General features: G+C 71.5%; 25 protein-coding genes. 19 read left to right on the top strand and 6 right to left on the bottom strand.

Features of this window, described 5'->3' with window-relative positions:
* Positions 1–176: 176 nt before the first annotated feature.
* The 5 genes from ABZ795_RS10215 to ABZ795_RS10235 are packed head-to-tail and all read left to right on the top strand — an operon-like array spanning position 177 to position 7,480.
* Positions 177–644, top strand: coding sequence for a hypothetical protein (locus tag ABZ795_RS10215; protein ID WP_357530217.1), 468 nt, complete (start codon positions 177–179; stop codon positions 642–644).
* Complete coding sequence (locus ABZ795_RS10220) at positions 644–2,041, top strand: hypothetical protein (protein ID WP_357530038.1); 1,398 nt, start codon at positions 644–646, stop codon at positions 2,039–2,041. Before ABZ795_RS10215 ends, ABZ795_RS10220 begins: the two co-directional genes overlap by 1 nt.
* Positions 2,038–3,495, top strand: coding sequence for a VWA domain-containing protein (locus tag ABZ795_RS10225; protein ID WP_357530039.1), 1,458 nt, complete (start codon positions 2,038–2,040; stop codon positions 3,493–3,495). The genes ABZ795_RS10220 and ABZ795_RS10225 overlap by 4 nt, the downstream gene beginning before the upstream one ends.
* A 14-nt stretch (positions 3,496–3,509) precedes the next feature.
* Positions 3,510–4,622, top strand: coding sequence for an AAA family ATPase (locus ABZ795_RS10230; protein WP_357530040.1), 1,113 nt, complete (start codon positions 3,510–3,512; stop codon positions 4,620–4,622).
* On the top strand, positions 4,619–7,480 hold the full coding sequence (locus tag ABZ795_RS10235; RefSeq protein ID WP_357530041.1) for a DUF5682 family protein: 2,862 nt from the start codon (positions 4,619–4,621) through the stop codon (positions 7,478–7,480). The genes ABZ795_RS10230 and ABZ795_RS10235 overlap by 4 nt, the downstream gene beginning before the upstream one ends.
* 6 nt (positions 7,481–7,486) lie before the next feature.
* Here ABZ795_RS10235 and ABZ795_RS10240 read toward each other — a convergent pair whose 3' ends face one another.
* From ABZ795_RS10240 to ABZ795_RS10250, 3 genes are read right to left on the bottom strand one after another with little or no spacing between them, the layout of a single operon-like run.
* On the bottom strand, positions 7,487–8,698 hold the full coding sequence (locus ABZ795_RS10240; RefSeq protein WP_357530042.1) for a GAF domain-containing SpoIIE family protein phosphatase: 1,212 nt from the start codon (positions 8,696–8,698) through the stop codon (positions 7,487–7,489).
* 9 nt (positions 8,699–8,707) lie between these two features.
* Entirely contained in the window at positions 8,708–9,718 is a 1,011-nt protein-coding gene (locus tag ABZ795_RS10245) for a hypothetical protein (protein ID WP_357530043.1), read from the bottom strand.
* Positions 9,715–10,053, bottom strand: coding sequence for a PadR family transcriptional regulator (locus ABZ795_RS10250; protein ID WP_357530044.1), 339 nt, complete (start codon positions 10,051–10,053; stop codon positions 9,715–9,717). Before ABZ795_RS10250 ends, ABZ795_RS10245 begins: the two co-directional genes overlap by 4 nt.
* A 110-nt stretch (positions 10,054–10,163) precedes the next feature.
* Between ABZ795_RS10250 and ABZ795_RS10255 the strand changes: the two genes are divergently transcribed.
* The 4 genes from ABZ795_RS10255 to ABZ795_RS10270 all read left to right on the top strand — a co-directional run bounded on the left by ABZ795_RS10255 (position 10,164) and on the right by ABZ795_RS10270 (position 11,979).
* On the top strand, positions 10,164–10,748 hold the full coding sequence (locus ABZ795_RS10255) for an NADAR family protein (RefSeq protein ID WP_357530045.1): 585 nt from the start codon (positions 10,164–10,166) through the stop codon (positions 10,746–10,748).
* A 66-nt stretch (positions 10,749–10,814) separates the two neighbouring features.
* Entirely contained in the window at positions 10,815–11,162 is a 348-nt protein-coding gene (locus ABZ795_RS10260; RefSeq protein ID WP_357530046.1) for a metalloregulator ArsR/SmtB family transcription factor, read from the top strand.
* Complete coding sequence (locus ABZ795_RS10265; RefSeq protein ID WP_357530047.1) at positions 11,159–11,626, top strand: SRPBCC domain-containing protein; 468 nt, start codon at positions 11,159–11,161, stop codon at positions 11,624–11,626. Before ABZ795_RS10260 ends, ABZ795_RS10265 begins: the two co-directional genes overlap by 4 nt.
* Positions 11,623–11,979 carry a nuclear transport factor 2 family protein gene (locus ABZ795_RS10270; protein ID WP_357530048.1) on the top strand — a complete coding sequence of 119 codons (357 nt, stop codon included), beginning with the start codon at positions 11,623–11,625 and terminating at the stop codon, positions 11,977–11,979. The genes ABZ795_RS10265 and ABZ795_RS10270 overlap by 4 nt, the downstream gene beginning before the upstream one ends.
* Before the next feature lie 78 nt (positions 11,980–12,057).
* Here the strand turns inward: ABZ795_RS10270 and ABZ795_RS10275 are convergent, their stop codons facing one another.
* Entirely contained in the window at positions 12,058–12,879 is an 822-nt protein-coding gene (locus tag ABZ795_RS10275; protein WP_357530049.1) for an SAM-dependent methyltransferase, read from the bottom strand.
* A gap of 269 nt (positions 12,880–13,148) precedes the next feature.
* Here ABZ795_RS10275 and ABZ795_RS10280 point away from each other — a divergent pair, with 269 nt between their 5' ends.
* The gene (locus tag ABZ795_RS10280) at positions 13,149–13,751 is read left to right on the top strand and encodes a DUF998 domain-containing protein (protein WP_357530050.1); all 603 of its coding nucleotides are present in this window, start codon (positions 13,149–13,151) and stop codon (positions 13,749–13,751) included.
* 16 nt (positions 13,752–13,767) lie between these two features.
* On the opposite strand, the gene ABZ795_RS10285 is transcribed toward ABZ795_RS10280, so the two are convergent.
* The gene (locus ABZ795_RS10285) at positions 13,768–14,541 is read right to left on the bottom strand and encodes a hypothetical protein (RefSeq protein WP_357530051.1); all 774 of its coding nucleotides are present in this window, start codon (positions 14,539–14,541) and stop codon (positions 13,768–13,770) included.
* A gap of 169 nt (positions 14,542–14,710) precedes the next feature.
* On the opposite strand from ABZ795_RS10285, the gene ABZ795_RS10290 reads away from it, so the two are divergent.
* A complete protein-coding gene (locus ABZ795_RS10290) occupies positions 14,711–15,208 on the top strand; it encodes a YcxB family protein (protein ID WP_357530052.1) in 498 nt (165 codons plus the stop codon).
* 16 nt (positions 15,209–15,224) lie between these two features.
* On the opposite strand, the gene ABZ795_RS10295 is transcribed toward ABZ795_RS10290, so the two are convergent.
* Positions 15,225–16,085, bottom strand: a complete 861-nt coding sequence (locus ABZ795_RS10295; protein ID WP_357530053.1) for a MaoC/PaaZ C-terminal domain-containing protein — start codon at positions 16,083–16,085, stop codon at positions 15,225–15,227.
* A gap of 144 nt (positions 16,086–16,229) precedes the next feature.
* Between ABZ795_RS10295 and ABZ795_RS10300 the strand changes: the two genes are divergently transcribed.
* From ABZ795_RS10300 to ABZ795_RS10335, 8 genes are all read left to right on the top strand, one after another.
* Positions 16,230–17,192, top strand: a complete 963-nt coding sequence (locus ABZ795_RS10300) for an ABC transporter substrate-binding protein (protein ID WP_327026395.1) — start codon at positions 16,230–16,232, stop codon at positions 17,190–17,192.
* A complete protein-coding gene (locus tag ABZ795_RS10305) occupies positions 17,189–18,073 on the top strand; it encodes an ABC transporter ATP-binding protein (protein WP_327026396.1) in 885 nt (294 codons plus the stop codon). The genes ABZ795_RS10300 and ABZ795_RS10305 overlap by 4 nt, the downstream gene beginning before the upstream one ends.
* Positions 18,070–18,900 (top strand): ABC transporter permease, encoded by an 831-nt coding sequence (locus ABZ795_RS10310; RefSeq protein ID WP_357530054.1) that lies wholly within the window; start codon positions 18,070–18,072, stop codon positions 18,898–18,900. Before ABZ795_RS10305 ends, ABZ795_RS10310 begins: the two co-directional genes overlap by 4 nt.
* Before the next feature lie 62 nt (positions 18,901–18,962).
* On the top strand, positions 18,963–20,972 hold the full coding sequence (locus ABZ795_RS10315) for a hydantoinase/oxoprolinase family protein (protein ID WP_357530055.1): 2,010 nt from the start codon (positions 18,963–18,965) through the stop codon (positions 20,970–20,972).
* Positions 20,973–20,974: 2 nt separating this feature from the next.
* On the top strand, positions 20,975–22,540 hold the full coding sequence (locus tag ABZ795_RS10320) for a class I adenylate-forming enzyme family protein (RefSeq protein WP_357530056.1): 1,566 nt from the start codon (positions 20,975–20,977) through the stop codon (positions 22,538–22,540).
* A complete protein-coding gene (purB, locus tag ABZ795_RS10325) occupies positions 22,540–23,898 on the top strand; it encodes an adenylosuccinate lyase (protein WP_357530057.1) in 1,359 nt (452 codons plus the stop codon). Before ABZ795_RS10320 ends, purB begins: the two co-directional genes overlap by 1 nt.
* Positions 23,895–24,644 carry an enoyl-CoA hydratase/isomerase family protein gene (locus ABZ795_RS10330; protein ID WP_357530058.1) on the top strand — a complete coding sequence of 250 codons (750 nt, stop codon included), beginning with the start codon at positions 23,895–23,897 and terminating at the stop codon, positions 24,642–24,644. The genes purB and ABZ795_RS10330 overlap by 4 nt, the downstream gene beginning before the upstream one ends.
* Complete coding sequence (locus ABZ795_RS10335; RefSeq protein ID WP_357530059.1) at positions 24,641–26,263, top strand: thiamine pyrophosphate-binding protein; 1,623 nt, start codon at positions 24,641–24,643, stop codon at positions 26,261–26,263. The genes ABZ795_RS10330 and ABZ795_RS10335 overlap by 4 nt, the downstream gene beginning before the upstream one ends.
* Positions 26,264–26,267: the final 4 nt, after the last annotated feature.

Consider the following 26,267-nt stretch of genomic DNA (forward strand, 5'->3'; position numbering starts at 1 on the left):
TGTCCCGAGACTCGGACGGCGGCGGTGAAGTGTCGTAGGCATCCGACATGATCCTCCCCGTCATGGCGGCGCCGACAGCGGTCGGTGCGGCTTCACTATGCGCGGACGGTGTCCGCGACGGGGCGGGGAGGACACAGGTGACGGACGCTGACGGGGCGGCCTGGCGGGGACGTAGCGTGCTGGCGGTGGTGCCGCCCGCCCGGCCGCGCAAGTTGGCGAAGGTGCCCTTCGTCGAGTTGGCCGCCGGACGGCTACAGGGTGTGGTCTCCAGTGGTTCGGACATCGAACGGGTCTACGTCTCGTCCGTGGCCGCCGGCACCCACGCCTACCATTGCAGCACCAACAACAACCGGCCCTGCGGCGGGCTGCGCGGCGCGCCCTGCAAGCACCTGGAAGCCCTGGCCGAGGAGGCCGTTCTCCAGTACGGCGTGGACCGGGTCGCCCGCTACCTGCGGGTCGAGGCCGGTGACGAGGTACGCGGCGGGGCCGACCTGCTGGCCCGGATGGACACCCGGCACGAGCCGACCCCGGCCGCGGTGGTGTTCAGCCGGTTCCTGCGTCACCTGGCGTACCTCGAACTGCCGGACAGCACCACCGCGCTGCCCGAGCTGCACTGGTTCCCGGCCACCGGGGCGGCACGCTGATGCTGAGCACCCAACTGGCGCAGTTGCAGGAGAGCCTTCCGGTGGGGCTGGCCGACGCCGAGGCGGTGGTGGCCGGGTTCGACGACGCCCTGGTCGGCGGGTTCGCGCGGGTCGGTGAGGAGGCCGCCGCCGCGCTGGCCGCCCTGGCCGACGCGGTCGCCGGCACTCCGCTGCACGATCGGGTGGCCGAGGCGGTGGGCAAGGTGACCGCCGGATCGTTCAGCCAGGAGGACCTGGCCGCTCTGGCCGGTGCCCGGTCAGCCCTGCTGGGGGCGGCCCACGATGCGCTGCTGGGCCAGTTCGACGCGGCCGTCGGGCGCGAGCGGACGCCGTGGTCGGCCTCGGTGGGCGTACCGGCTGAGGTGTCTGCGCCTCGGGGCGCGGCGCGGGCCTGGTTGCACGAGACGGCGGTGGCGGGTTGGCGCGGGGTCGACCATGACCTGCTCTCGGGCGTCGGGACGCCGGTCGAGGCGGCCCTGGCCGAGCCGGAGCTGCGCCGGTTGGCGGTGCTGCTGGACGGTCTCGCCGCCGAGCTGCGGGCCAGCCTTCCGGTGGCCATGATGACGCAGGTGCCGGCGCGGCGGTGGGCGGATCTGTGGTCCCGGGGGGTGCTGCTGGCGCAGGACTGGTCGACCCCGGAGGACCAGGTCGAGACGGTTTCCGGTCGTCTGCTGCCGCTCGGGGTGGATCTGCACGAGCACGGCACGGCCGTCGGGGTGCAGGTGCACGGTGTCCTCGAACCGGCCGACGGCCAAGCGGCCCGGCTGGTGCGTACGACCGTGGTGGCGGCGAAGGTGGAGACGATCACCGGCCCGGCGGTGTGGCGGCTGTTGCAGGCGCATCCGGTCCTGCTGGCCGCGCTGGCGCAACGGCGGGCGGTGACCGTCACCGACCTGCCGCTGTGCGGCGGTGACCTGCGGTGGGTCGACGGTCAGGCCCGGGTCGGTGAGCCCGCCGACCCGTTCGCCACCGCCCGGTTGCTGCTCGCCACGGCGGTCGCGGCGGCCACCGCGCCGCTGGACCGGCATCCGACGGCGATCGCCGAACCGGTGCTGTTGGAGGGCTACACGGTGCGGCAGGACGACGACGGGCTCACCGTCGAGTGGGACGGCCAGGAACTCCCGGTCGCCGTCGACCGGCTGCCGGCCGCCGGGCCGCTCACCCCCGCGCTGGTCGCCGCCTCGTCGTGCTGTCTGGGGCTGCTGCGCTTCGACGGGGGTCGCTGGCTGGTGCAGCCGCTGGCGGTGCAGGGCACCGTCAAACGCAAGCCGGTCGAGGCGCACAACAGCGACTGGGCCGAGGGGATCACCGATCCGAAGGTGGCGAAAGCCGAGGCCAAGGCGGGCGACGCGGTGGCGGTGCTACGCGAGCGGGCGGGACGGTTGCTGCGCCGATGACCGACTCCGACCTCACCCCGAGCGACCTGGCCGCCGCCAACCGCCGCCAGGTGCTCTACTGGCGGCTGCTGGCCCGCATCTTCGACCCGGACGAGCAGCCCACCCTGGAATCGGCGAGCATGGCCGTGGTCGAGGACCTGGGCCTGCCCGCCATGCTGCTGGACCCGACGGTCTCGGTGGACAACGTGGTCCAACGGTTCCCGCAGCTCGCCGACGAACTACGCGGCCTGCTCGCTAACACCGAGGCCACTCCCACCGGCGAGGTCAGTCCCCACAGCGAGGCCAGTGTCACCGGCGAGGCCAATGCCGACGATGAGGCCACACCCACCGGCGAGGGCGCACCCACCGGCGAGACCTCCCCGGACGGGGAGGATGCCGGGCCGCACCAGCCGGGCGAGGCCGAGGTGCGGCGGGCGGCGTTGGTGTCGAAGCTGCTGCTCAACGTCTTCGCCACCGGTGCGGGGCCGGTCAGCGCCGGGCAGCTGGCCCGGTGGCAGTCCGACGCGGGCTGGTTCGAGCAGGCCCTCGGTGGTGAAGCCGGCGAGCTGCGCCGCCAGGGCACCGGGCTGGGGCCCGTCCTCGCCGGCATCGAGGGGGATCTGGTCAACCGGATGCACCTGCGGGAGGTGCTGGCGGATCCGACGCTGGCCCGGCAACTCACCCCGAGCATGTCGCTGATCGAACAACTGCTGCGGGACAAGGCCAACCTGTCCGGGGTGGCGTTGGCCAACGCCAAGGCGTTAATCCGGCGCTTCGTCGACGAGGTTGCGCAGGTGCTGCGTACCCAGGTGGAGCAGACCACGGTCGGGGCGATCGACCGGTCCGTGCCGCCGAAGCGGGTGTTCCGCAACCTGGACCTGGACCGCACCATCTGGAAGAACCTGCCCAACTGGAGCCCGGAGGACGAACGGCTCTATGTCGACCGGCTCTACTACCGGCAGACCGCCCGCAAGACCACCCCGTCGCGGCTGATCGTGGTGGTGGACCAGTCCGGGTCGATGGTCGACTCGATGGTCAACTGCACCATCCTGGCGTCGATCTTCGCCGGTCTGCCCAAGGTGGACGTGCATCTGATCGCGTACGACACCCGGGCGTTGGACCTCACCCCGTGGGTGCACGACCCCTTCGAGGTGTTGCTGCGTACCAACCTGGGTGGGGGCAACGACGGGCCGGTGGCGATGGCGATGGCCCGCCCGAAGATCGTCGAGCCGAAGAACACCGTGCTGGTGTGGATCTCGGACTTCTACGAGTTCGACCGCTCCCAGCCCCTGTTCGACGGCATCGAGGCGGTGCACCGGTCGGGGGTCAGGTTCATCCCGGTCGGCTCGGTCAGCAGCTCCGGCCAGCAGAGCGTCAACCCCTGGTTCCGGCAACGCCTCAAGGACCTGGGCACCCCGGTCATCTCCGGCCACATCCGCAAACTCGTCTTCGAGCTCAAGAGCTTCCTCACCTAGGAGAGACACCCCTCATGTCCGAGATGTTGCGTGCCCCCGCCGAGGTCAAGTACGCCGACGAACTCGACTACCTGGAGTCGGTCGACACCGGCCCCAAGCCGTACTCGTGGCGGCTGAGCCCCCGCATGGTCCGGTTGTTCGTCCTGGGTTCGGAGCGCGCCGACGGCCTGGACCGGGACATCCCGCAGAAGTGGTTCGGTGATCGCAGCTTCGTCGAGCGCAGCATCGTCACCCTGGCCTCGGATCGGGGTCTGCTGCTCATCGGTGACCCGGGCACCGGCAAGAGCTGGCTGGCCGAGCTGCTGTCCGCGGCGATCTGCCGCAACTCGACACTCGTCGTGCAGGGCACCGCCGGCACCACCGAGGACCACATCAAGTACTCGTGGAACGTCTCCATGGTCATCGCCAAGGGGCAGTCCCGCGAGTCGATGATCCCGTCGCCGATCATGACGGCGATGGAGCAGGGGGTGATCGGCCGCTTCGAGGAGTTGACCCGTTCCACCAGCGACGTGCAGGACGCCCTGATCTCCATCCTGTCGGAGAAGTACGTCTCCATCCCCGAACTCAACGACGACAACATCGTCTTCGCCAAGCCCGGGTTCTCCATCATCGCCACCGCGAACAGCCGGGACCGGGGGGTCAACGACCTGTCCTCGGCGTTGAAACGGCGGTTCAACTTCGTCCGGATCCCGGTGATCACCAACAAGCGCAGCGAGGCGGAGATCGTCCGATTCCGTACGGAGGAGCTGCTGCGCCGCCACCAGGTCGAGCTGGAGGTGCCGCCGACCCTGCTGGACATCCTGTTGCAGAGCTTCGCCGACCTGCGGGCCGCCGCCGCCTCGGCCACCAGCGACGACGAGAAGCTGGAGTCGGCGCTGTCCACCGCCGAGCAGATCGGGGTGCTGGAGGACGCCATCCTGCACAGCCAGTTCTTCGGCGACCGCACCCTGCGGGCCGGCACCCTGGCCGGGTCGCTGGTGGGCTCCCTGGCCCGCCGCAGCCCGGAGGACCTGGCGATCCTCAACAAGTACCTGCACGCCGTGGTGGAGCCACGGGCCAAGCAGGACGGCGGCGAGTGGAACGACTTCCTCGACGGCGGCCGACAGTCGATCGCCGCCCTGTCATGACCGCCCCCACCTCCGCCAACACCGCCGTCTCCGTCGCGGCCCCGGCCTCCACCACTGCCCCCGCCTCCACCGCCGTCGGAGCGTTCGCCGCGTTGCGGGAGCAGCTCACCGACGCCGCCGCCGCGTTCGCCGAGGGACCGGACGCCCTCGCGGACATCCTCACCGGGATCGTCGACGACGTCGACCGGGCGCTGGGCGAACGGCTGGAGATCTTCCCGGTGTGCCATCACTCGCCGGCCTCCGCCCTGGCCATGGTGCGCCGACTGCGGCAGAAGCAGCCCCGGGTGATCTACCTGGAGCTCTGCGAGGATCTCCAGCCGGTGCTGACGGAGTTGCGCAACTGCCGGCTGCCGGTGGCCGTGCAGGCGTTCGCCTCGGAACTCGACGGCTTCCCCGCCGCCTGGGCGCCGCTGAGCGTGATCGCGCCCGTCACCGAGGCCTCCGCGGAATACCAGGCCATCGCGTACGCGCTGGAGACCCCGGGGGTGGAGCTGGTGCTGGTGGACCGCTCCACCGACCACGTCTTCCAGTGGTCACCACGGGCGGAGTCCCCAGGGCCGGAGGAGTCCCCTCCCGACGGGGCCGACGAACAGGCCGCGCTGCACGGCGACGCGGTAGGGGTGGAGATCGGGGATCTGCGGCCCCGGTTCGCCGAGTTGGAGGCGTACCTGCTGCACCACGGCAAGGTGCGGCACTGGTCGGAGTGGTGGGACAGCTACGTCGAACGGCCCCTGGCCGCCGCCGACCATGACACCTACCGCCAGGTGATGGTGCTGATCGGCAGCCTGTTCCGGCGGTTGCGGCCCGCCGAATCGGAGCGCACCGACCGCGACGAGGACCGCGAACGCTACATGTGGACCAGGATCCGGCAGCATCTGGCGGCCACCGGCGCGGACCCGGCGGACTGTATGTATGTCTGCGGGGCCTTCCACGCCGCCAGTCGGGTCGAACAGTTCGGCCTGGACTCTCCCGCTCCCGACTTCGACATCACCGAACGCACCGCGACGAAATGGCAGTACGGGCTGATCCCGTCCAGCCACTCCGCGATCGAGGCCCAGTTCGGTCTGGCCCCCGGGTCGGTGTCGATCGCCGCCGCCACCTGGAACAAGGCGGTGAGCGCCTCAGGTGTGCAGCCGTACCGGCTGGGGGGTCAGCGGGGGGCGACCGGCCGCAAGGGGCGGGGCAAGCCGGTTCCGGCACCGGCTGCGGCGGTCACCGACCGGCTCTCCGGTTTCCTCGCCGCGCCGCCAGTCCTCGACGGGCTCGATGAGGCGGAGCTGCGCAGTTGGTGCGTGGACATCGTCCGGTTGGCCCGCCGCAATGGGTACCTGGCCAGCACCGCCGACGCGATCGCGGTGTTCGAGACCTCGATCCTGCTGGCCGGGCTGCGCAACCGGGCCCGCCCCACCCCGTACGACTTCGCCGACGCGGCGGTGACCTGCATCGAGAAGGATGTCGTACCCGGTCGGCGGGACGTGCGGCGGCTCTGCGAGATCCTGCTGGGCGGGGATCGGATCGGCCAGGTCGGCTACGACGCCCTGCCGCCGCTGGCCCGGGACGTGCTGCACCGGCTTGAGCCCCTCGGTCTGGACCTGGAGAAACGCACCGTGCAGCGGGCCCTGCTGGACCTGCAGGGCAACCCGGAGCTGGCCGGCTGCTCGGATCTGCTGTGGATGCTGCGGCACCTGCTGCCGCCCGGGGCGGTCCGGCCGATCATGGGTGAGCGTCGGCTGGGCCACCGGTCCATCCAGGAGAGCTGGGATCTGGCACTGGGCCGCCACCAGCGGGCGCTCATCGAACTCGGCTACGAGGGGGTGACCATCGAGCAGGTGCTGGAGCAGCGCCTGCGTCGGGCGGCACACGGGCCCGGGGCGACCATCGTCAGCGCTCTGACGGCGGTCGAGGACGCCATCACCCTGCTGAACAGCCCCCGCCTGGTCGAGGAGTTGGGTGCCCGGGCGGTGGAGTTGCTCGCCGGCGAACGCACCGTCGACGAGGCCCCGGAGGTGTTGCGCCGCATCCGCCGGTTGCTCGCCCACCACCAGGCCACCGCGCCGAAGCTGCCGGCCTGGTGCGAGGCGTTCGTGACCACGGGGTACGCCCACTACTGCACCCTGCTGCCGACCGCCTTCGTCGACGGCGACACCGGGGTACGGCAGGTCGGGGCGATGCTCGGTTTCCTGTTCAGCCTGGAGAGCCTGGCGCTGTCGCTGGGCTGCGACCGGTCCCAGCTCGAACTGGCCCTGGCCCAGTCCCATCCGCAGGCCCCGGCCAAGGTGGCCCTGGGCTGGGCGGCCCACCACCAGTTGGGCATGCTGCCGTTGGCCCAGTTGCGGGAGCGCTGCCGGGAGTTGCTGGCCAACCCGCTGGTGGTGCCGGCCTTCCCGCAGTACCTGTCCGGTTTCGTGCACGCGCTGGAGCCGGTGCCGGGGCTGGCGCCGTTCGTGGTGGAGACCATGTCCACCGCCTTCGCCCGGCTACCCGATCCGGTGCTGCTGCCCTGGCTGCCCAACCTGATCACCGCGCTGCGCCAGCACGGGCCGGAGCTGGTGCCGTTGCTGGTGCGGGAGGCCGGGCGTACCTTCCCGGGCACCCTGGCCGCCTTGGACACCTGGGTGCCGCCCTGGTCGGACACCGCCCCGGCGGCCACCCCGGGCACCTCGCGCCGACCCGTGGGGCAGGTGCACGGCCTGTTGGCCGACCACCGGGAGCCGGTGGAGGCCCTGGCCGCCCTGCTCGGCGTCGAGGGCGACTGGCGAAGTCCCGACCAGGGGGTGCCGGACTCCGGGGCAGCAGCCCTGGTGCGGGCCCATCCGGGCACCGCCGAGGCCCTCGCCAGGGTGCTGGGTCTGCCCTGATTCGGTTCAGTCGTGGCGACGGATGGTCAGCAGGGCCACGTCGTCGGTCGGGGGCTCGTCGATGGTGGCGGCCATGATGTGGTCGCACAACGCCTCGGCGGGTCCCGACCGGATGGCGGCGGCCAGTCGTTCGATGCCGGTGTCGATCAGCTCGCCGCGGCGTTCGACCAGTCCGTCGGTGTAGAAGACGAGGGTTGCGCCCGGCGGCAGGTCCACCACGGTGGTGTGCCGGCTGGCGAGCGGCGCACCCACCCCGAAGGGTCGGTCCACGACGAGGTCCACCAGGCTGGTGGGTTCGCCCGGTACGGCCAGCAGCGGCCGTAGGTGGCCTGCGCAGGACAGGTGCACCGAGGCGCGGTCGGGGGCGATGAGGGCGTAGAGGGCGGTGGTCAGGGTACCGGCTTCGAAATGGTGGATCTTGCGGTCCAGGGCGGTCAGCACCTCGGCCGGGTCGTCCCGGTCCAGGGCGTACGCGCGCAGGGCGCTGCGGATGCGTCCCATGACGACGGCGGAGGGCAGCCCGTGCCCGGAGACGTCGCCGATGACCGCACCCAGCCAGCCCGACGGCAGGGCGAACACGTCGTACCAGTCGCCACCGATGCCGAGGTCGTGACCGGGCACGTACCGGGCGGCCAGGTCCAGGCCGGCGATCTCCGGCAGTCGGCCGGGCAGCAGGCTGCGTTGCAGGGCCAGGGCCGCCTGCCGGTCGAGGATCTGGGCCCGGACCTGACCGGCGGAGCTGGCCCGATCGGCGACCAGTTGCAGCAACTGGACGTCCTCGGGGCCGAACCGCCGCAGGGTCAGGGAACCGACGTGCAGCACCCCGACGAGGTTGCCGCTGGCCAGCATCGGCACACCCAGCAGGGCCCGGATGCCCGCGTCGAGCAGGATGGGATTGACCACGTCGGCCGGGGTGACGTCGTAGATCATCACCGGTGCTGAGGTGGCTGCCACCCGGCCGGCGAAGCCGTGCCCGACCCGGATGCGGAATCCGCGCCGTACCTCCTCTTCCAGGCCCTTGGCGGCCGTGGCGACGAGTTCGCCGGTATGGCCGTCCAGCAGCAGGATGGTCGCAGTGTCGACCTTGAGCAGGTCCCGGACCCGCTCAAGCAGCTCATCGAACAGATCGGCGATGTTCAGCCCCGACAGAGCCCTGTCGGTGATCGCCTCGAAGCGGCGCAGGCGCTCCTCGTTCGTCACCAGTTCGGCATCGGCCACGCGGGCAGCCTAGCTCCCGGTGGGCCGTCGATGCCCGCCGGAAGCATGACCTCGATCCGCGTCGTGGTAACCGTATTGAATCGGACCGGCCGGACGCTGTTCGGGACGGGTCGTGACGACACCGGTGGCCCCGATCATCAGGTAGAGCCCACCGAACACCCAGAAGGCCGCGAACAGGAAGCCCCGCTCGGTGATCGCGAAGGCCATGACCAGCGCACCGGCCAGGGCGGTCAGGGCGTACCCGATCCGGAGGCCGAAGGCGCACAGGGCTCCGACGACCAGCGGCCCGACGATCCACAGCACCACCCCCAGCCACTCGATGCCCAACGAGCCGGTGGCCACGGAGAAGGCCAGCAGCAGCCCGGGCAGGATCACCGCCCCGGCCGCGACGAGGCGCCAGGACCGTACGCCCGGCCGCCCGATCCGGCGCCGCAGCACCCACGGCACCACCGTCGCCGCCCACAGCATCAGCACGAGCGGGAGGTAGTACAGGCCGACCTCGCCGGTGGCGCAGGCCAGTGCGGTCAGCACCCCGGCACCGACCACGCCGGTCACCTCGCGCACCCTGGGGGGTACGACGAACGGAACGGCCGCGATGAGCGCCGGTAGCAGGGTGAGCATGGCGAACCCGGGGCCCAGGCGTCGCATGATGCTCTGGCCCTCGGGACCGGCCAGATCCGAGGGCAGGGCGGTGGAGGGCAGCAGGAAGCTCACACACACCGCGGTCAGCACGCCGAGCACCACGGCGACCATCCGCAGCGCCCGGCCGACACCGGCCACCCGGTCCCCGGCGCGGTCGGCCGGGACGAGTTCCTCACGTGCCTGCGCCGCCACGGCCTGCGGGCTGCCGAGACCGGCCAGGGCCTGGTCCAGCTGGCGTCCGCTGTCCAGGGCCTCGGCGATGTGTGCGCGTACCCCCTCGATGATCTCCCGTACGGTGTCCGGTGGCGCGTCGGCCAGCTCGGCGGCGAGCGCCCGAAGGTAGCTCTCCGCCGCCTCGGGCAGGGCGCTGTTGCTCATGTTTCCTCCGCTATCAGTTCACTCACGTGCGGCTGGATGTCACGCCACACCGCCGCGAACACCCGCAACTGCGCCCGGCCCTGAGAGGTGATCGCGTAGTACCGCCGGGCATGACCCTGCTCGGGGGTCAGCCAGCGGGTTTCGACGCTGCCCGCCTGCCGCATCCGGGCAAGCATCGGGTACAGGCTGCCCTCGCTGGCGATCAGACCTCGGGCGGCCAGCCAGTCCGCCAGTTCCAGGCCGTACATGTCGCGCTGCGAGAGCAACGCGAGCACGCAGTACTCGAGGACGCCCTTGCGGATGTTGGTGGTGATCCGCTCGCGTGCGCTGTCCATGAAAGCAAGATACCTTGCATAGCAAGATCTCTTGCAATCAGGGGTCCCCGCCGGCGGCCGACCCTGAGACACGATGGTGCGGCAGGTTCCGCGGTGCGACACTCGCGGGCATGGTCACGTCCGTAGGCAATGTCGCCGAACTGATCGCCGCCGTGAGTGCGGGTTCCCGGGTGGATTACCTGTTCTTCTGGGGCCACCAGCCGCGGGCCGACGGCCGCATCGGCGCCGAGTGCCTGAGTCAGTGGTGGCCCGCCCCGTTCACCCTCGACGGGCTACGCTTCGCCACCGCCGAGCACTACATGATGTGGCGAAAGGCCGTCCTCTTCGACGACCATGCCCGGGCCGCCCAGATCCTGACGGTGGATTCACCGGAGGCGGTGAAGGCCCTGGGCCGGCGGGTCGTCGGCTTCGACCCGCAGACCTGGCAACGGCACCGTTTCGACATCGTGCTGACCGGCAACCGGGCGAAGTTCGACCAGGATCCGGCGCTGCGCACCTATCTGCTCGACACCGGGGAGCGGGTGCTGGTGGAGGCCAGCCCGTTCGACCAGGTCTGGGGCATCGGCCTGGCCGCCGACCATCCGGATGCCACCGACCCCGCACGCTGGCGCGGACTCAACCTGCTCGGGTTCGCCCTCATGCAGGCCCGCGCCGGTCAGCGGCCGAGCACTGCGAATCCGGGTTCGGCGAGGTGATCACACCAACAGACGACAATGCAAACACTCGTTTGCGCAAATGGGTGTTTGCGTTAGGGTGGAGTCATGCCGTCCTCGCTCGTCGCACCCGTGCCAGAGCTCGACTCGACCTTCGCCGCCCTCGGTGATCCCGTCCGCCGGGCCCTTGTCGCTCGCCTCGCCCGCGGCGACGCCACAGTGGGTGAACTCGCCGCACCGTTCGACCTGACCCCACAGGCGATCTCCCACCACGTCGGTGTCCTGCGGCGGTGCGGGCTGGTGGAGCAGCGTCGCGAGGGCACCCGACGCCCCTGCCGACTCAGGGTCGACCAGTTGGCCCGGCTCGGCACGTGGATCGACGAGCAGCGCCGCGCCTGGGACGACCGACTCGACGCCCTTGAACGACACCTCACCGAGGCGGAGGCGACCCTTTGACCGCCAGCGCACAACGTCGTGGCGACGAACTGATCGCGAGACGCCGTCTCCCAGCGGAACCCGAGCGGGTCTGGGCCGCCCTCACCTCACCGGCGAGCGTCGCGGCGTTCTGGGGCGGTTCACATGCCACCGTGCCGCCTGATTCGGTGACCGTCGACCTGCGTCCCGGCGGAGAGTTCGCGCTCGACACCCGCGCTCCGGACGGCGCCTCCCGCCGCCTCCGATTCGTCTACGTGAGCGTCGCCGCACCACACGAACTCGTCTTCGACGAGCCCGTCACCGGTCTGCGTACCACCATCAGCCTGCGCCCCGCCGACGGCGGCACGGATCTCACCGTCCACCAACGTCGGCTGCCGCCCGAGCTTCAGACCGACCAGGCGACCGACGGGCTCGCCTCCATCCTCGACGCCCTCGCCACCCACCTTCAGCAGGGCGACGCCACGCCAGGACGGAGCAGACAGTGACCCAGCAGAGCCAACGCCACCTCGTCGCGGAGTACTTCGCAGGGTTCCGGACGAGCGACCACGCGCGGATCCTCGCGACCCTCACCGAGGACGTCCAATGGGTCATCCACGGCCACCGGACCACCCACGGCAAGGCGGAGTTCGACGCCGAGATCGAGAATCCGGCCTTCACCGGCAGCCCTGAACTCGACGTCCAGCGCGTCCACGAAGACGGTCCGGTCGTCATTACCACCGGAGCGGGACGCGGCACCAGCGTCGAGCACGGGACGTTCCGGTTCGCCTTCAACGATCTGTTCACGTTCCGTGATGGTCTGATCGCCCGTGTCGACTCGTACGTGGTCCCGCTGCCCTGACTCGGACGCCCCGATACCCTGGTCGGCGACCGGTGACCCGTGCCGATGCCGGGAGCATCGCAACGTGATCGATCTCGTCTACCTGTCCTGGTGGGGCGGGATCCGTCCGACTCCACCGATGCCGGCGCTGCGCGTCGGATCGTCGGCGAAATACTGTGGGTCGTCCGGGGCCGGACGCCACAGTGGCAGCCACACCACACCCGGGTCGACCAGGTCTAGACCGTCGAAGAAGCGCTCGATCTGCGCCCTGGTGCGCAGCCCCAGGGGGGTGGCGGTCCGGTGCCGGTAGATGTCGTGGACCATATCGATCTCGTCCTGCTCGTGTGGCGCCTCGTCGGCCGTCGCATGGGAGATGAGCAGGTGACTCCCGGGCGCCATCGCGGCGAGCAGTCGACCCACCGCGGCGTGGGCCGTCTCGTCGTCGGGGACGAAGTGCAGGACCGCGCCCAACACCAGGCCGATCGGCCGGTCGAAGTCGAGCAGCGCCGTGACCTGCGGATGCGTGAGAATCGACGAAGGATCACGCAGGTCGGCGTTGACCACGGTAGCGAAGGGGTTGCCGTCGAGCAGTTCCAGGCTCTCCGCGACCGCCACCGGGTCGATGTCCACGTAGACGACGCACGCCTCGGGCTCGACCTGTTGGACGATCTCGTGGACGTTGCCTTCGGTGGGGATGCCGGAGCCCACGTCGAGGAACTGTCGGATCCCCGATTCCGCGAGGTAGCGTACGGCGCGGCGCAGAAAGGCCCGGTTGGTCCTGGCCATCTGCGGTCCCAACGGCAGCACCTGGAGCATCGTCTGGGCGGCCTCGCGGTCGGCCGGGAAGTTGTGGGTGCCGCCGAGGAAGTAGTCGTAGATCCGGGCCGCGCTCGCCGGCTTGGCCTCGCCGTCGTCACTCATTGCCACCGTGCCACCTCTTCCCGTGGGTCGTGTTCACGGCCGTCGACGCGGCGCAGCGATGCTGTCGCCGAGGGCCGCACTGATCGGTACGCCTGAGCCCGGTTCGTCCACTTGCGAGGTACGGACACTTTACCGTCCCGGGACTCCTGTCGGGGCCCCTCCCGACCGGCGCAGCCGACGCTCAATGGCCCGCAGGTGACCATCGGCACTGGGTCGGCCGGCCTCGTGTTCGATGTACTGGATATTCCGACACGGGGAAGAAGGATCAGATGGCCTTGTGGATGGGTGCCCTCGGAGCGGTGTCGTTCGTGCTGGTGTTCCTCATCGACGGGGCCAGCCGACCGGGCTACGCCCCGACCCGCCACCCGGTCAGCGCACTGGCCCTCGGCAGCCGGGGCGGGATCCAGACGGCCAACTTCCTGATCTGTGGCGCCGCGATCACGGCGGGGGCCATCGGTGTGCTCGTCGAGGGCCCGAGCGCCCTGCTCGGTGTGGTGCTGGCCGTCTTCGGGCTCGGCCTTGTCGCCTCCGGAGTGTTCCGGATGGACCCGATGCTTGGGTACCCGCCGGGTGCGCCGACCGGGATACCCGAGCAGCACAGCACCGCCCACCGGATCCACGACCTCGCCGGTGCCGTCGTCTTCCTGGCCCTGCCCGTCAGCGCGGCCATCAGCGCCTTCACCCTGCCCACGACACCCTGGCGGGTCGTCTCGGGTGGGATCGCGGTGGCCCTGTTCCTCGGGCTCGGCCAGTTCGGCAGAGCCTGGGAACAGGTGTCACCGCGTATCGGCCTGATTCAGCGGGCCATGATCATTCCGGGCTGGGGCTGGCTGGCCGCCCTCTTCACCGCCCTGGCGCTCGGGCTGATCTGAGGGCGGGGTCGGCCGGTCAGCAGCCGATGCGCTGGGTGGACAGGGCGATGTCGTCGATCCAGAGGTCGAAGGCACCCGGGGTGGTGCCGCCCTGGTAGAGCTGCCAGCCGATCTTCACGGTGTTCACCTTCGGCAGGATGAAGGGCACCTGGTTGCCGCCGTGCTGGTTGGTGGAGGCGGTCAACTCCGGGTTCGCCACCCCGTCGATCCACACCGTGACCCGGTTGTCCTTCGGGTCGAGTTTCCACTCGAAGCACTGCCAGGTGTCCTCGACCACCGGGGCGGACTCGCGCCAGTTGGTCCAGTCGCCGGTCGGCCCGCCGTCGGCGCCCACTCCCCAGAAGATTCCCGGGACGGTGGGAGCGTACTGGCCGCCGATCGGTCGGACGATCTCCGAGCTGCCGGTGCCGGTCGCCTCCACCAGGGTGAAGTGCGCCCAGTCCGGTGCGGTCGGGAAGGCGTCGACCCGCAGCCGCATCCGGCCGTAGAACCGGTTGCCCGGTGCCTCGAAGTCGTCGACACGCAGGAAGGCCCGCCCGTTGTCCACGGTGTGGATGTGCAGCACCTTGTTGCCCCGGCGGGCCTGTTCCACCGTCAGGGTGCCGTTGCGGGTGTCGATGCCCCAGTTCAGGCTGCTGGCGCCGCCCCGCGGCAGCCGTTCGAAGTCCTCGCAGAAGAGCAGGTGGCGCGGGCACGATGTGTGCGGTGCGGCGCTGGCGGCGGACGGGACACTGCCGGCCGTGACGCCGAGCATCAGGGCGGCGGACAACGCGGCAAGAAACTTACGCATGGCTCCTCCATGGCTTGGTCTCCCCGCGCGCCGACCGACCGACCAGGCTTGGGAGCGTTCCCATATATAGCAGATAATCGATCGGGCCGGGTTCCCGCGTCGTCCGCCGACACGGCCAGGGGGGTAGCGCGGCGCTGGTCGGGGCGGACGGGGCAGTATCGTTTCGCCGATGCACATCCGTTTCGAGGTCCCCGCCGACCCCAGCTATCCGGGGCGGGTGGCCGACGTGCTCAGCAGCGTCGGGCTACGCAGGTACGGCTATGTCGGCGCGGTGCTGGCCGGGGTCGGAGTCCTCGGTCTGATCGCCTCGCTGGGGTCCTCGTGGATCGAGCAGCTCATGCCGCTGTGGGTGTCGATGACCCTGGGTGGCCTGCTGGCGATGCTGTACTCCCCCTTCGTGCGGCTGCGGGCCCGACGTCGCTCCGGCCGCTACGCCGTCGACGGGGCCTACGACATCACCGAGGACAACATCATGATGCGCAGCGGCTCGGAGTCCGGCGGCATCGCCTGGGAGGGGGTCACCCGGGTGACCGACACCCCGGACTTCTGGGTGGTGTTCGTCGGCGGGATGCCGGCGACGGTGATCCCCCGCCGCCTGATGTCCGCCGAGGACGCCGAGACCTTGCGGGCCTTCATGATCGACCGCGGGCTGCTCCAGCCCCGCTGAGGCGGCCCGGCGCTGGTCACCGCAGCCAGGCCATGCCCCGGTCGAGCACGACCCGGCCGGTGTCGTCCACGACCTGGAAGACCGCGCCGAGGGAGCGGCGCCAGATGCGGACCGTCAGGGTGGTGCCCGGGTACACCGGTGCGGTGAAGCGCGCGTCGATGCCGCGCAGTCGGGCCGGGTCTGCGGGGACCGCGTGCAGCAGGGCGCGTCCCGCGTAGCCATAGGTGCAGAGCCCGTGCAGCAGCGGCTGCGGCAGGCCGGCGCGTTCAGCCACCCTCGGATCACTGTGCAGGGGATTGCGGTCGCCGCTGAGCCGATAGAGCAGGGCCTGATCGCGGGGCACCGGGTAATGGATCTCGTGGTCCGGCGCGGTGACGGGGACGGTCCGCACCGGGGCGGGGGCCCGGTCGCCACCGAAACCACCCGCGCCGATGACGAAGAAGCCCGCCGTGGCGGTGGCCAGCGGACGCCCCTGCCCGTCGCGGATCCGGGAGACCACGCGGACCAGAGCGCCGCTGCCCTGGTCGTGTACGGCGGTGACGGTGGCGGTGGTGCGGGCCGTACCGGCGACGGGCAGTTCGCGGTGCAGCCGGAGGGACTGTTCGGCATGACGGACGGCCGCCGGGTCGCCGAGCGGGGGCGGGTCGGCGGCGAACAGGGCCGCGAAGGTCGGCAGTACCGCCTGCGGGTGACCGGCGGAGTTCTCGGTGGTGAAGCGCAGCTCGGCGGCGGGGTCCTGCTGCCCGGCACCCACGCCGAGGGCGTACAGCAGGGCGTCCGTGCCACTCCAGTGCCGCTCGACGACAGATCGCCAGCGGAGCAGCGAGGCGGGGTCGAGGTCTGCTCTGAAGGTCTCGGGGTCGGCACTCAGGGCCACTGGAACCTCGATTCTGCCTCTGGATCTCAAGAACTGCTGGTCAGCGGGTGATTGAGCTCTTGACTGTGTGCTCGACAGCACAGTACCGTCCCACATTAAGCAACACGGACCACCATATGAGCCAGTCGAAGGACTGAGGTAGCCATGAAGATGCGCACGTTGCGGGTAGCAGCCGCGGCCCTGCTGATTACGGTCGCCGGAGCCGCATGCGCGGAGAACCAGACGGCAGACGGCTCCGGTGGCTCCGCCGCCGAACCGTCCGCCAACGTCACGTTCGGTGTGGGGGTCGACCCGGCCTACTCGCCGATCTACCTCGCCGACCAGGACAAGCTGTTCGCCGCGTCGGGGGTCAACGTCACCGTGACCCAGTTCCAGGAGGGCACCGGCGGACTCGACGCGATCCTGGCCAAGCAGGGTCAGTTCACCGCCAGCACCGAGTCCAGCCTACTGAACCGGGCCACCCGCGGCGATATCAAGGGCCTGGCCGTCTTCTCCCAGTCGCCCAGCTTCATCAAGCTCGTCGCCCGCGACGGAATCGCCGACGTCACCGGCATCAAGAAGTACGGCGTGGTGCCCGGCACGGTCAACGAGTACGCCACCAACAAGGTGCTCGCGGCCAAGGGCATCAGCCGGGACTCCGTCGAGTTCGTCAACGCCTCCCCGGCCGAGATGCCGGCGCTGCTGCAGCGCGGCGACGTCGACGGCTACATCATGTGGGAGCCGTGGCCCTCGCGCGGTGTCGCCAACGGCGGCAAGATCCTGCTCACCAGCGGCGACATCGGCTACGTCTACAACCTCGTGATCGGGGTGGACGGCGCCTGGTACGAGGCGAACAAGGACGCCGCCAAGAAGGTCGTCGAGACCATCGGCCAGGCCTGCGAGCAGCTCACCGCCGACCCCGCCAAGGCCGGCGCGGTCACCGAGAAGGCGATCAAGGTTCCGGCCGCCGAGGCGGAGAACCTGCTCAAGGGCGTGGAGTGCAAGGTCCGCGACTTCACCGACGAGGACCTCAAGCGCTACGCCGAGATCGCCCAGTTCCAGCAGGACAGCAAGATCGTGGAGAAGGCGGCCGACCCTGCGTCGGTGATGATCAGGGGTCTGGTGTGACCTCCCACGACACCCGTACGGCAGCCTCGCCCGGCCGGTCGTCCTCGACCGGCCGGGGCGGGGCCCCCGTCTCCCTGCGTGAGGTCGACATCCGCTTCGGCGATTTCGACGCGGTACGCGGGGCGACGCTCGACATCGCGGCAGGCGAGTTCGTCTGCCTGCTCGGACCCAGCGGTTGCGGCAAGTCCACCCTGCTCAACGCGGTCGCCGGATTCGTCACCCCGGCCGGCGGCGAGGTCACCTGCGGCAACGCCCCGGTCACCGGCCCGGACGTGTCACGCGGTGTGGTGTTCCAGAGCGCGGAGGCGCTGTTCCCCTGGTTGACCGTCCGGCAGAACGTCAGCTTCGGTCCCCGAATGCGGCGCATGCCGAAGGCGCAACGCGCCGCCGTGGAGGACCGCTACCTGGCGATGGTCGGGCTCAGCCACAGCGCGGACAAGTTCCCCAGCCAGCTCTCCGGCGGCATGCGGCAGCGAGCCCAGCTGGCCCGGGTGCTGGCCAACGAGCCCTCCGTCGTCCTGATGGACGAGCCCTTCGGGGCCCTGGACGCGCAGACCCGGCTGGTCATGCAGGTCGAGCTGGACCGGATCTGGCGCGACACCGGCGCCACCATCCTGTTCGTCACCCACGACATCGGCGAGGCGATCCTGCTCAGCGACCGCATCGTCACCATGACGGCCGGTCCGGCGGCCGCCATCAAGAACGTCTACCCGTGCGACCTGCCCCGACCGCGTGACCTCACCGACCCGGCCAGCGCCGCCCTGTTCCGGCAGCTACGCGAGGACATCGGCGAGGAGGTGGCCCGGACCCTGCGGGCCCAGGGGCTCGACGACGGGCACGACGGCCGGTCGACCGGCGATCAGAAAGGGGCGGGACGATGACCGTCGACGTACGCACCGACCCGGCGCCGGCCTCCGTCGCGCCGCGTCGCCCGGCGCGGCGGCGTAGCGCCAGGCCCCGGCTGACCCGGATCGGGCTGTCGGTGCTCTCCGTGGCCCTCGGCATCCTCGTCTGGGACCTGGTCAGCCGCAACTACACCGCGTTCTTCCTGCCGTCGCCGATGCTGACCTGGCAGGGCGCCGTCGACCTGGTCCGGGACGGCACCCTCTGGGACTCGATCACCGCCTCGTCGACCCGCATCCTGACCGGCTGGGCCCTCGGTGTGGTGATCGGTGTGCCGGTGGGGCTGCTCATGGGCTGCATCCCCTGGCTGCGGCTGATGCTCGACCCGTACATCCAGTTCTTCCGGTTCGTGCCGCCGATCGCCTTCGTCACCCTGGCGATCATCTGGCTCGGCCCGGGCGAGGCATCCAAGGTCGCGCTGATCTTCTACACCACGGTCTTCATCGTCGCCCTCAACACCCTTGCCGGGGTGCTGGCCGTCGACGATCTGCGGTTGCGGGCCGCCCGCGCCCTGGGCGCCTCGCCGCTGCGCACCCTCGTGTCGGTGGTGCTGCCGTCCACGGTGCCGCACGTCGTCACCGGTGCCCGGCTGGCCATGGGCAACTCGTTCCTGACGATCGTCTCGGCGGAGATCGTGGCGGCGCAGAGCGGGTTGGGCTCGCTGATCTGGACCGCTCGCAACTACGCCAAGACCGAGTGGGTCTTCGTCGGCATCCTCGCCCTCGGACTGCTCGGCTACCTCTTCGACTGGATCTTGCGCACCGTCACGCGGACCACCCTGCGCCGCTACGGCGTCACCTTCTGACGCCGCCACCACACACCACCGCCGGACGGTCGGTCCCCCCTCTCCACGAAAGGCACTTCCGCATGCTCTGCATCGGCGTCGACATCGGCGGCACGTTCACCGACGTGATCGTCTACGAGCCGGCCACCGCACGGCTCGCCGAGGCGAAGACCCTGTCGACGCCGCACGATCCCGCAGCGGCGATCTTCGAAGGGCTGGCCAAGCTCGGCGTCTCCCTGGACGCGGTGGACCGCTTCGTGCACGGCACCACGCGGGTGACCAACGCCCTGTTGGAGGGCTCCGGCGACCCGGTCAGCGTGATCACCACCGACGGCTTCCGCGACGTGCTGGAGATGGGCCTCGGCCACCGGCCGCAGCTCTACAGCGTCAAGGAGGCGGCACGTCCCTCGCTGGTGCCCCGCTCCCTGCGGCACACGCTGCGGGAGCGGGTCGCCGCCGACGGCTCGGTCATCGAGGCGCTCGACACCGGCCACCTGGACGAGGTCCTGGACCGGGTCGCCGCCGCCGGTCCGGGCACCGTAGCGGTCTGCCTGCTGCACTCGTACCGCAACCCGGCCCACGAGCGGGCCGCGGCGCGACGGCTCGCCGAGCGCTACCCGAATCTGGTCTGCACGGTCTCCTCCGACGTGGTGCCGGAACAGGGCGAGTACGAGCGGTTCGCCACCACGGTGCTCAACGCCAGCGTCCGGGGCACCGTCGCGGACTACCTGCGCGGGCTGGGCACCGCCCTGGCCGGCGCCGGCTACCTGCATCCGCTGTCCATCATGACCAGCAGCGGGGGCGTCGTCTCCACCGACGAGGCCAGCCGCCTGCCCATCAACCTGGCGCTGTCCGGCCCGGCCGGCGGGGTCGCCGCCGCCGTCTACGTCGCCGGTCTGGCCGGCTACTCGAACGTGATCACCTGTGACATCGGCGGCACCAGCACCGACGTCTGCCTGATCAAGGACGGCGCGCCGCTGATGACCAGCGACGGGACGATCGCCGGCTACCCGAACCGCACCTTCCAGGTCGAGATCAACACGATCGGGGCGGGCGGCGGTTCCATCGCCTGGCGTGACCTCGGCGGCGAGCTGCGGATCGGGCCCCGCAGCGCCGGCTCCACCCCCGGCCCGGCCTGCTACGGCCGCGGCGGCACCGAACCGACCACCACCGACGCCCACCTGCTGGTCGGGCACCTCGACCCGCAGGAGAGTCTGGGCGGTGAGGTACGGCTGGACCCGGCACCCGCCCAGGCGGCCACGGCGGTGCTCGCCGAGCAGCTCGGGCTGGACGCGATGGAGTTGGCGCACGGCATCCTGCGGCTGGCCACCATCAAAATGACCAGCGCGATCAAGGAGATCTCCGTGGCCCGCGGCCACGACCCGCGCGACTTCGTGCTGATGCCGTTCGGCGGAGCCGGGCCGATGCACGCCACCGCCCTCGCCGACGAGCTGGGCATCAGCCGGGTACTGGTGCCGCCGGTGCCGGGCAACTTCTCCGCCCTGGGGTTCGTCACCGCTCGCGCTCGCCACGACTACGTGCGTACCGTCCTGGCCGCCGCCGACGAGTCCGGGCTGGCCGCAGCGCGGGCGGTCGTCGCCGAGTTGGAGGACGCCGCCCGGGCGCAGCTCAAGGCGGAGGACGGGATCGAGGCGGACCAGGTCTCGTTCGCCCTGACGGTGGGCATGCGCTTCCGCGGTCAGAGCCACCACCTGGCCGTCGCGGTGGACGGCCTGCCCGCCACCGCCGAGGACCTGGTCACGGCCTTCCACGAGGCGTACGCCGAGCGGTACGCCTACGTGCGCACCGACCACCCGGCGGAGATCGTGAACTGCCGGCTGACCGCCTTCGGGCCCAGCCCGGTGGTGCGCTTCGCCGCCCCCTCCGGCGGCGAGGCCCAGCCGGAGCAGACCCGGCTGTACGGGCCGGACGGCTGGGTGGACGCCGCCGTGTGGCGGCGCACCGACCTGGGGCCCGGTGTCCGGGCGACCGGCCCGGCCGTGGTGCGGGAGAACGGCAGCACCACCGTCGTCGGGGCCGGCTGGAGCGGCGCGGCCGACGAGCACGGCAACCTGCTGCTCACCCGGGACTGACCATGGCACCACTCGCCCTCGACGCCGTGCTGCTGGACGCGGCGGCACGGCACCCGGACCGGCCGCTGTACGCCTTCGCGGAGCTGGACCGCCCGGTCACGTACGCGGAGTTCGCCGAGCTGGCGGGCCGGGGAGCGGCCGTGCTGGCCGCCCACGGCATCGGTCGCGGTGACCGGATCGCGGTGTGGTCGGAGAACAGCCTCGCCTGGCTGACCCTGCTCGCGGCGGCGGCTTGGCGCGGCGCGGCACTGGTCACCCTGCACCCCGGTCTGACCGGGGCGGAACTGGCCGAGGCGGTGGCCCGCGCCCGTCCGCGCCGGTTGTTCGTGGCCGGTCGGATCCGCGACCGGGACGCGGTCACCGAGGCGGTCGCCGCGCTGGCCGGTGCGCCGTACCCGCCGGAGGGCATCCACCCGCTCGGTGACGACGGCGGCCGGGAGGCACTGGCGGGGTTGCCCGGCTGGGCCGACCCGACGCCGGAACCGGCCGGTGACCCCGACGCGGTGCTGAACATCCAGTTCACCTCGGGTTCCACCGGGCCGGCGAAGATGGTGACACTGAGCGCCCGGAACCTGGTACGCAACGCGCAGTGGACGGCCCAGGCCGCCGGGCTGCATTCCGGCGACGTCCTCGCCTCACCGCTGCCGTTGGCGCACGCCGCCGGTCTGAGCAGCGGGGCGGTGCTCGCGCTGGTCACCGGGGCACTGTGGGTGTCGACCCGCCGGTTCCGCTCCGAGACGGTGCTCGACCTGATTGAGCGGCACCGCTGCACCGTGCTGCAGGCCGTCCCGACGATGGCCACGATGATCGCCGACCGGATCGAGGCCGAGCCGGACCGATGGGACATCTCCTCGCTGCGGGTCGGCTTCCTCGGCGGCGCGCCGTGCCCGCCCGCGTTGCGGGAGCGGACCGTGCGTGTGCTGGGCCTGGACCGGGCGGCCGTCGTCTACGGCCAGACCGAGGCAGGTCCCACCATCAGTGTCGACCCGGGCGACCGCAGTTGCGACCCGGTCGGTCTGACCGTCGGCCGGATCGTGCCCGACCTCGAGGCGGCCGTGATGCGACCCGGCACCCGGCAGCCCGTGCCGTCGGGTGAGGCCGGGGAGCTGCTGGTGCGCGGTGAGTCGGTGACCGCCGGCTACCTGGACGACCCCGCCGCCACCTCCGCCGCCCTGACCTCCGACGGCTGGCTGCGCACCGGCGACCTCGGCGCGCTCAACGCCGAACGGGTGTTCACCCTCACCGGCCGGGTCAAGGAACTCATCATCCGAGGCGGCGAGAACGTCAGCCCCGCCGAGGTGGAGGCCGTGCTGCTCGAACACGACACCGTGGGTCAGGCGTGCGTGCTCGGCGTGCCGTCGACCCGCTGGGGTGAGGAGGTCGGTGCCCTGCTGGTCGCCGCGCCCGGCGCACAGCTCGACATCGATGCCGTGCTCGCCGCCGTCACCGGGCGACTGGCCCGGCACAAGCTGCCCACCCGGGTACGCGCGGTCGCCGACCTGCCGCTGCTGCCGTCCGGCAAGGTCGACCGACGCGCCGCGCTGACGTTGTTCGAGGGAGAGAACTGATGCAGCTGGGGTCGTGTTTTCTCGATTCGCTGACGGTCACCAGCTTCTTCGGCAACGCCGAGATGCGTGGGGTGTTCAACGACCGGCAGCTCATGCAGTCCTGGCTGGACGTGGAGGCCGCGCTGGCCCGCGCGCAGGCGTCACTGGGGATCATCCCGCAGTCCGCGGCGGAGGCCATCTCGGCGACGGCCCGGCTGGAGAAGCTGGACGCGGCAGCCCTGGCCACCGATGCCGAGGACACCGTGCACCCGCTGGTGCCGCTGGTACGCGCCCTGACCGCGGCCTGTCCGGGCGACGCGGGACGGTACGTGCACCTGGGCGCCACCACCCAGGACGTGATGGACACCGGCTTCGTGCTGCGGGCCCGAGCCGGACTGGACATCGTCGGCCGCCAGCTCGACGAGCTGGTACGGCTGCTGCGGCGGTTGGCGCTGCGGCACCGCAACACCCCGATGCCGGCGCGTACCCACGGCCAGCAGGCGCTGCCGACGACCTTCGGGCTTCGGCTGGCGGTGTGGCAGAGCGAGTTGCAGCGCCACCGGGCCCGGCTGCGGGAGATGCGCGCCCGGTTGCTGGTGACGAGCATGGGCGGGGCGGCGGGCACCATGGCCGGGTACGGGCCGCAGGCGTTCGCGCTGGAGCGGGCCGTCGCCGAGGACCTGGATCTGGGGGTGGCGGACACCCCCTGGCATGCCACCTCCGACCGGTTCGCCGAGTGTCTGATGGTGCTGGGCCTGGTGGCGTCCAGCGGCGAGAAGCTGGCTCGGGAGGTCTACTTCCTGGGTCGTACCGAGGTCGGTGAGGCGTACGAGCCGCAACGCGCTACCCAGGTGGGCAGCAGCACCATGCCCCACAAGCGCAACCCGATCCGCTGCGAGGCCGTGATCGCGGCGGCCGGCACCCTGCGGGCGCAGGTGCCGCTGGCGCTGCAGACCATGGTCGCGCAGGACGACCGGGACATGGGGGTCGGCATGACCCTGTGGAAGCTGCTGCCGGAGTGTTTCATCCTCATCGGCGGTGTCCTGGAACGTCTGGTGGAGGTCTTCGGTGACCTGGGCGTGAATCCGGACCGGATGCGCGCCAACCTGGACATCACCGGCGGGCTGGTGCTGTCCGAGGCGGTGATGCTGCGGCTGGCCGGCCCGCTGGGCCGTGAGCAGGCGCACCACCTGGTGATGCGGGTGGTGCGCGACAGCCTGGAGCAGGGCCGCCCGTTCGCCGAGGTGCTGCGCGCCGATCCGCAGGTCACCGCCGCCCTGTCCGGTGAGGACATCGCCGCACTGCTCGATCCCCTGTCGTACGTCGGTCACGCCGCCGCCCTGGTGGACCGCGCCCTGCTCACCTCGGAGTCACCATGATCAACGAACCGTCCGTGTTGCTGGAGCGGGCCGGTCGGCTGGCCCGGATCACGCTGAACCGCCCGCACCGGCGCAACAGCTTCGACCTGGCGATGCTGGCCCGGTTCGAGGACGTGCTGCACGAGGTGGGCCGGGACTCCGAGGTGGAGGTGCTGGTGCTCACCGGCGCCGGGTCGGCCTTCTGCGCCGGTACCGACCTCGACGAGTTGGCCACCCTGGACGCGGCCACCACCATGCAGGTGCAGCGGCGTACGGCCGAGGTGGTGGAGCGCTGGTACCGGATGGAGCAGACCACGGTGGCCGTGTTCAACGGCCCGGCGATCGGTTCCGGGGCGGTGCTCGGCCTCGCCGCCGATCTGCGGGTGGCCGCCGACAGTTGCTTCTTCACCTTCCCCGAGGTCACCTTCGGCATCCCGCTGACCTGGAGCGGCATGGCGATCCTGGCCGATCTGGTCGGCGCGGACCGGGCGAAACGTTGGCTGCTGCTGGGCGACCGGATCGGCCCGGTCGAGATGCTGCGGCACGACCTGGTCACGGCGGCGGTGCCGGCGGAGGAGTTGGACGCGGCCTGCGACGCGATCATCGAACGGCTGCTGGCCGTCTCGCCGGTGGGTCGGTCGATGACCAAGCGGGCCGCACGCCTGGCCGGGCCGAGGTTCGAGGCGGCGGCCAACGACTCCTATCTGGGGGCGTTGAGTGTCGCCCTGCGGCCGGCGGGCGCCTACCCGAAGGGCGGGAAGTCGTGAAGGTGTACCAGTTGCTGGCGGACGCGCTTGTCGCGCAGGGCGTCGACACGGTGTTCGGCCTGCTCGGCGACGCCAACATGTTCCTGGTCAGCGACCTGGCGGCCCGGCACGGGGTGCGGTTCGTGGCGGCCCGTAACGAGAACGCCGCCGTGATGATGGCCGACGGGTACGCCCGGGCGACCGGTCGGTGCCCGGTGGCCACGGTGACGCAGGGCCCGGGGCTGGCCGTGGCGGGTGCCGCGCTGACCATCGCCCGTCAGGCGGGTACCCCGCTGGTGCTGGTCGCGGGCGACACCCCGCCCGGCGACCCGCAGCACGTGCAGAGCTTCCCGCAGCAGCCGTTCGCCTTGGCCACGGCGGGTCGGATGGTGCCGGTGGTGGCCGCGGCGAACGTGGCCCGTGACGTGTCCACGGCGTTCCGGCTGGCCCGCTCAGCCGGTGGGCCGGTGGTGCTGAACGTGCCGATCGACCTGCAGGACGAGGAGGTCTCCGACGACCTGCCGCCGCCGGTCGCAGTGCACACCGTACGCCGGCCGGGGCCGCCGGCCGCGCACCCGGACGACGTGGCGATGCTCGCCGCGTTGCTCCAGAAGGCCGAACGGCCGGTGGTGCTCGCCGGGCGGGGCGCGGAGGCGGCTGCGGCGGCGGTACGGGAGTTGGCGGATCGCAGCGGGGCGGTGCTGGCCACCACCCTGCTGGCCGGAGGTCTTTTCGCCGACCATCCGTACTGCCTGGGGGTGGCCGGTGGGCTGGCCCGACCGCTGACCCGGCAGGTGTTGGGCGAGGCGGACCTGGTGGTCGCGTTCGGCGCCGGGCTCAACCGGTGGACCGCGGACCACGGTCGGCTGTTCGGCCAGGCCAGAGTGGTGTGCGTCGACATCGACCCGGCGGCGTTGGGCGACCGCTGGCCGGTGGATGTGCCGGTGGTGGGCGACGCGGAGACGGTCGCGGCGGCGGTCTCGGCGGCCCTGCCGGTGATCCCCCGGCCGCAGTGGCGGTCGGCGGAGTTGGCGCGGAAGGTGGCGGCGGCCGACGCGTTCGCCGGGCTGGAACCGTTGCGGGCGCCGGACCGGATCGACCCGAGGGTCTTCATGCGGGTGTGCGCCCGGCGACTGCCACCACACCGCACCACCGTGGTGGGGGTGGGGCACTTCGGCGGCTGGCCGAACCTGCTGCTGGATTCACCGGCTACGGACCGGGCGCTGATCGCGCCGTGGGAGTTCGGCAGCATCGGCGTCGGGCTGCCCTTCGCGGTGGGTGCCGCGGTGGGCCGCCCCGACCGGCCGGTGGTGGCCTTCGAGGGCGACGGCAGCCTGCTCACCGGGCTCGGTGAGCTGGACACCCTGGCCCGTACGGGCGCCGCGGTGCTGTTGATCGTGCTGGACGACTCGGCGTACGGGGCGGAGGTGCGCAAGCTGCGTCCGCGTGGGGTGGATCCCTCGCTGGCCCGCTTCCCCGAACGTGACCTCGCCGCGGTGGCCCGGGCGTTGGGTGTGCCAGCCTGGACGGTGACGGACGAGGCCGGTGCCGACGCCGCGTTCGACGCGGTGCTGCCGGTCACCGGCCCCGCCCTGCTGCACGTGCGGGTGCACCCGGACGCCGTGCAGGAACACTTCTGAGCGG

It is taken from the genome of Micromonospora sp. NPDC047134 (assembly GCF_040643455.1).
Lineage (GTDB): Bacteria > Actinomycetota > Actinomycetes > Mycobacteriales > Micromonosporaceae > Micromonospora.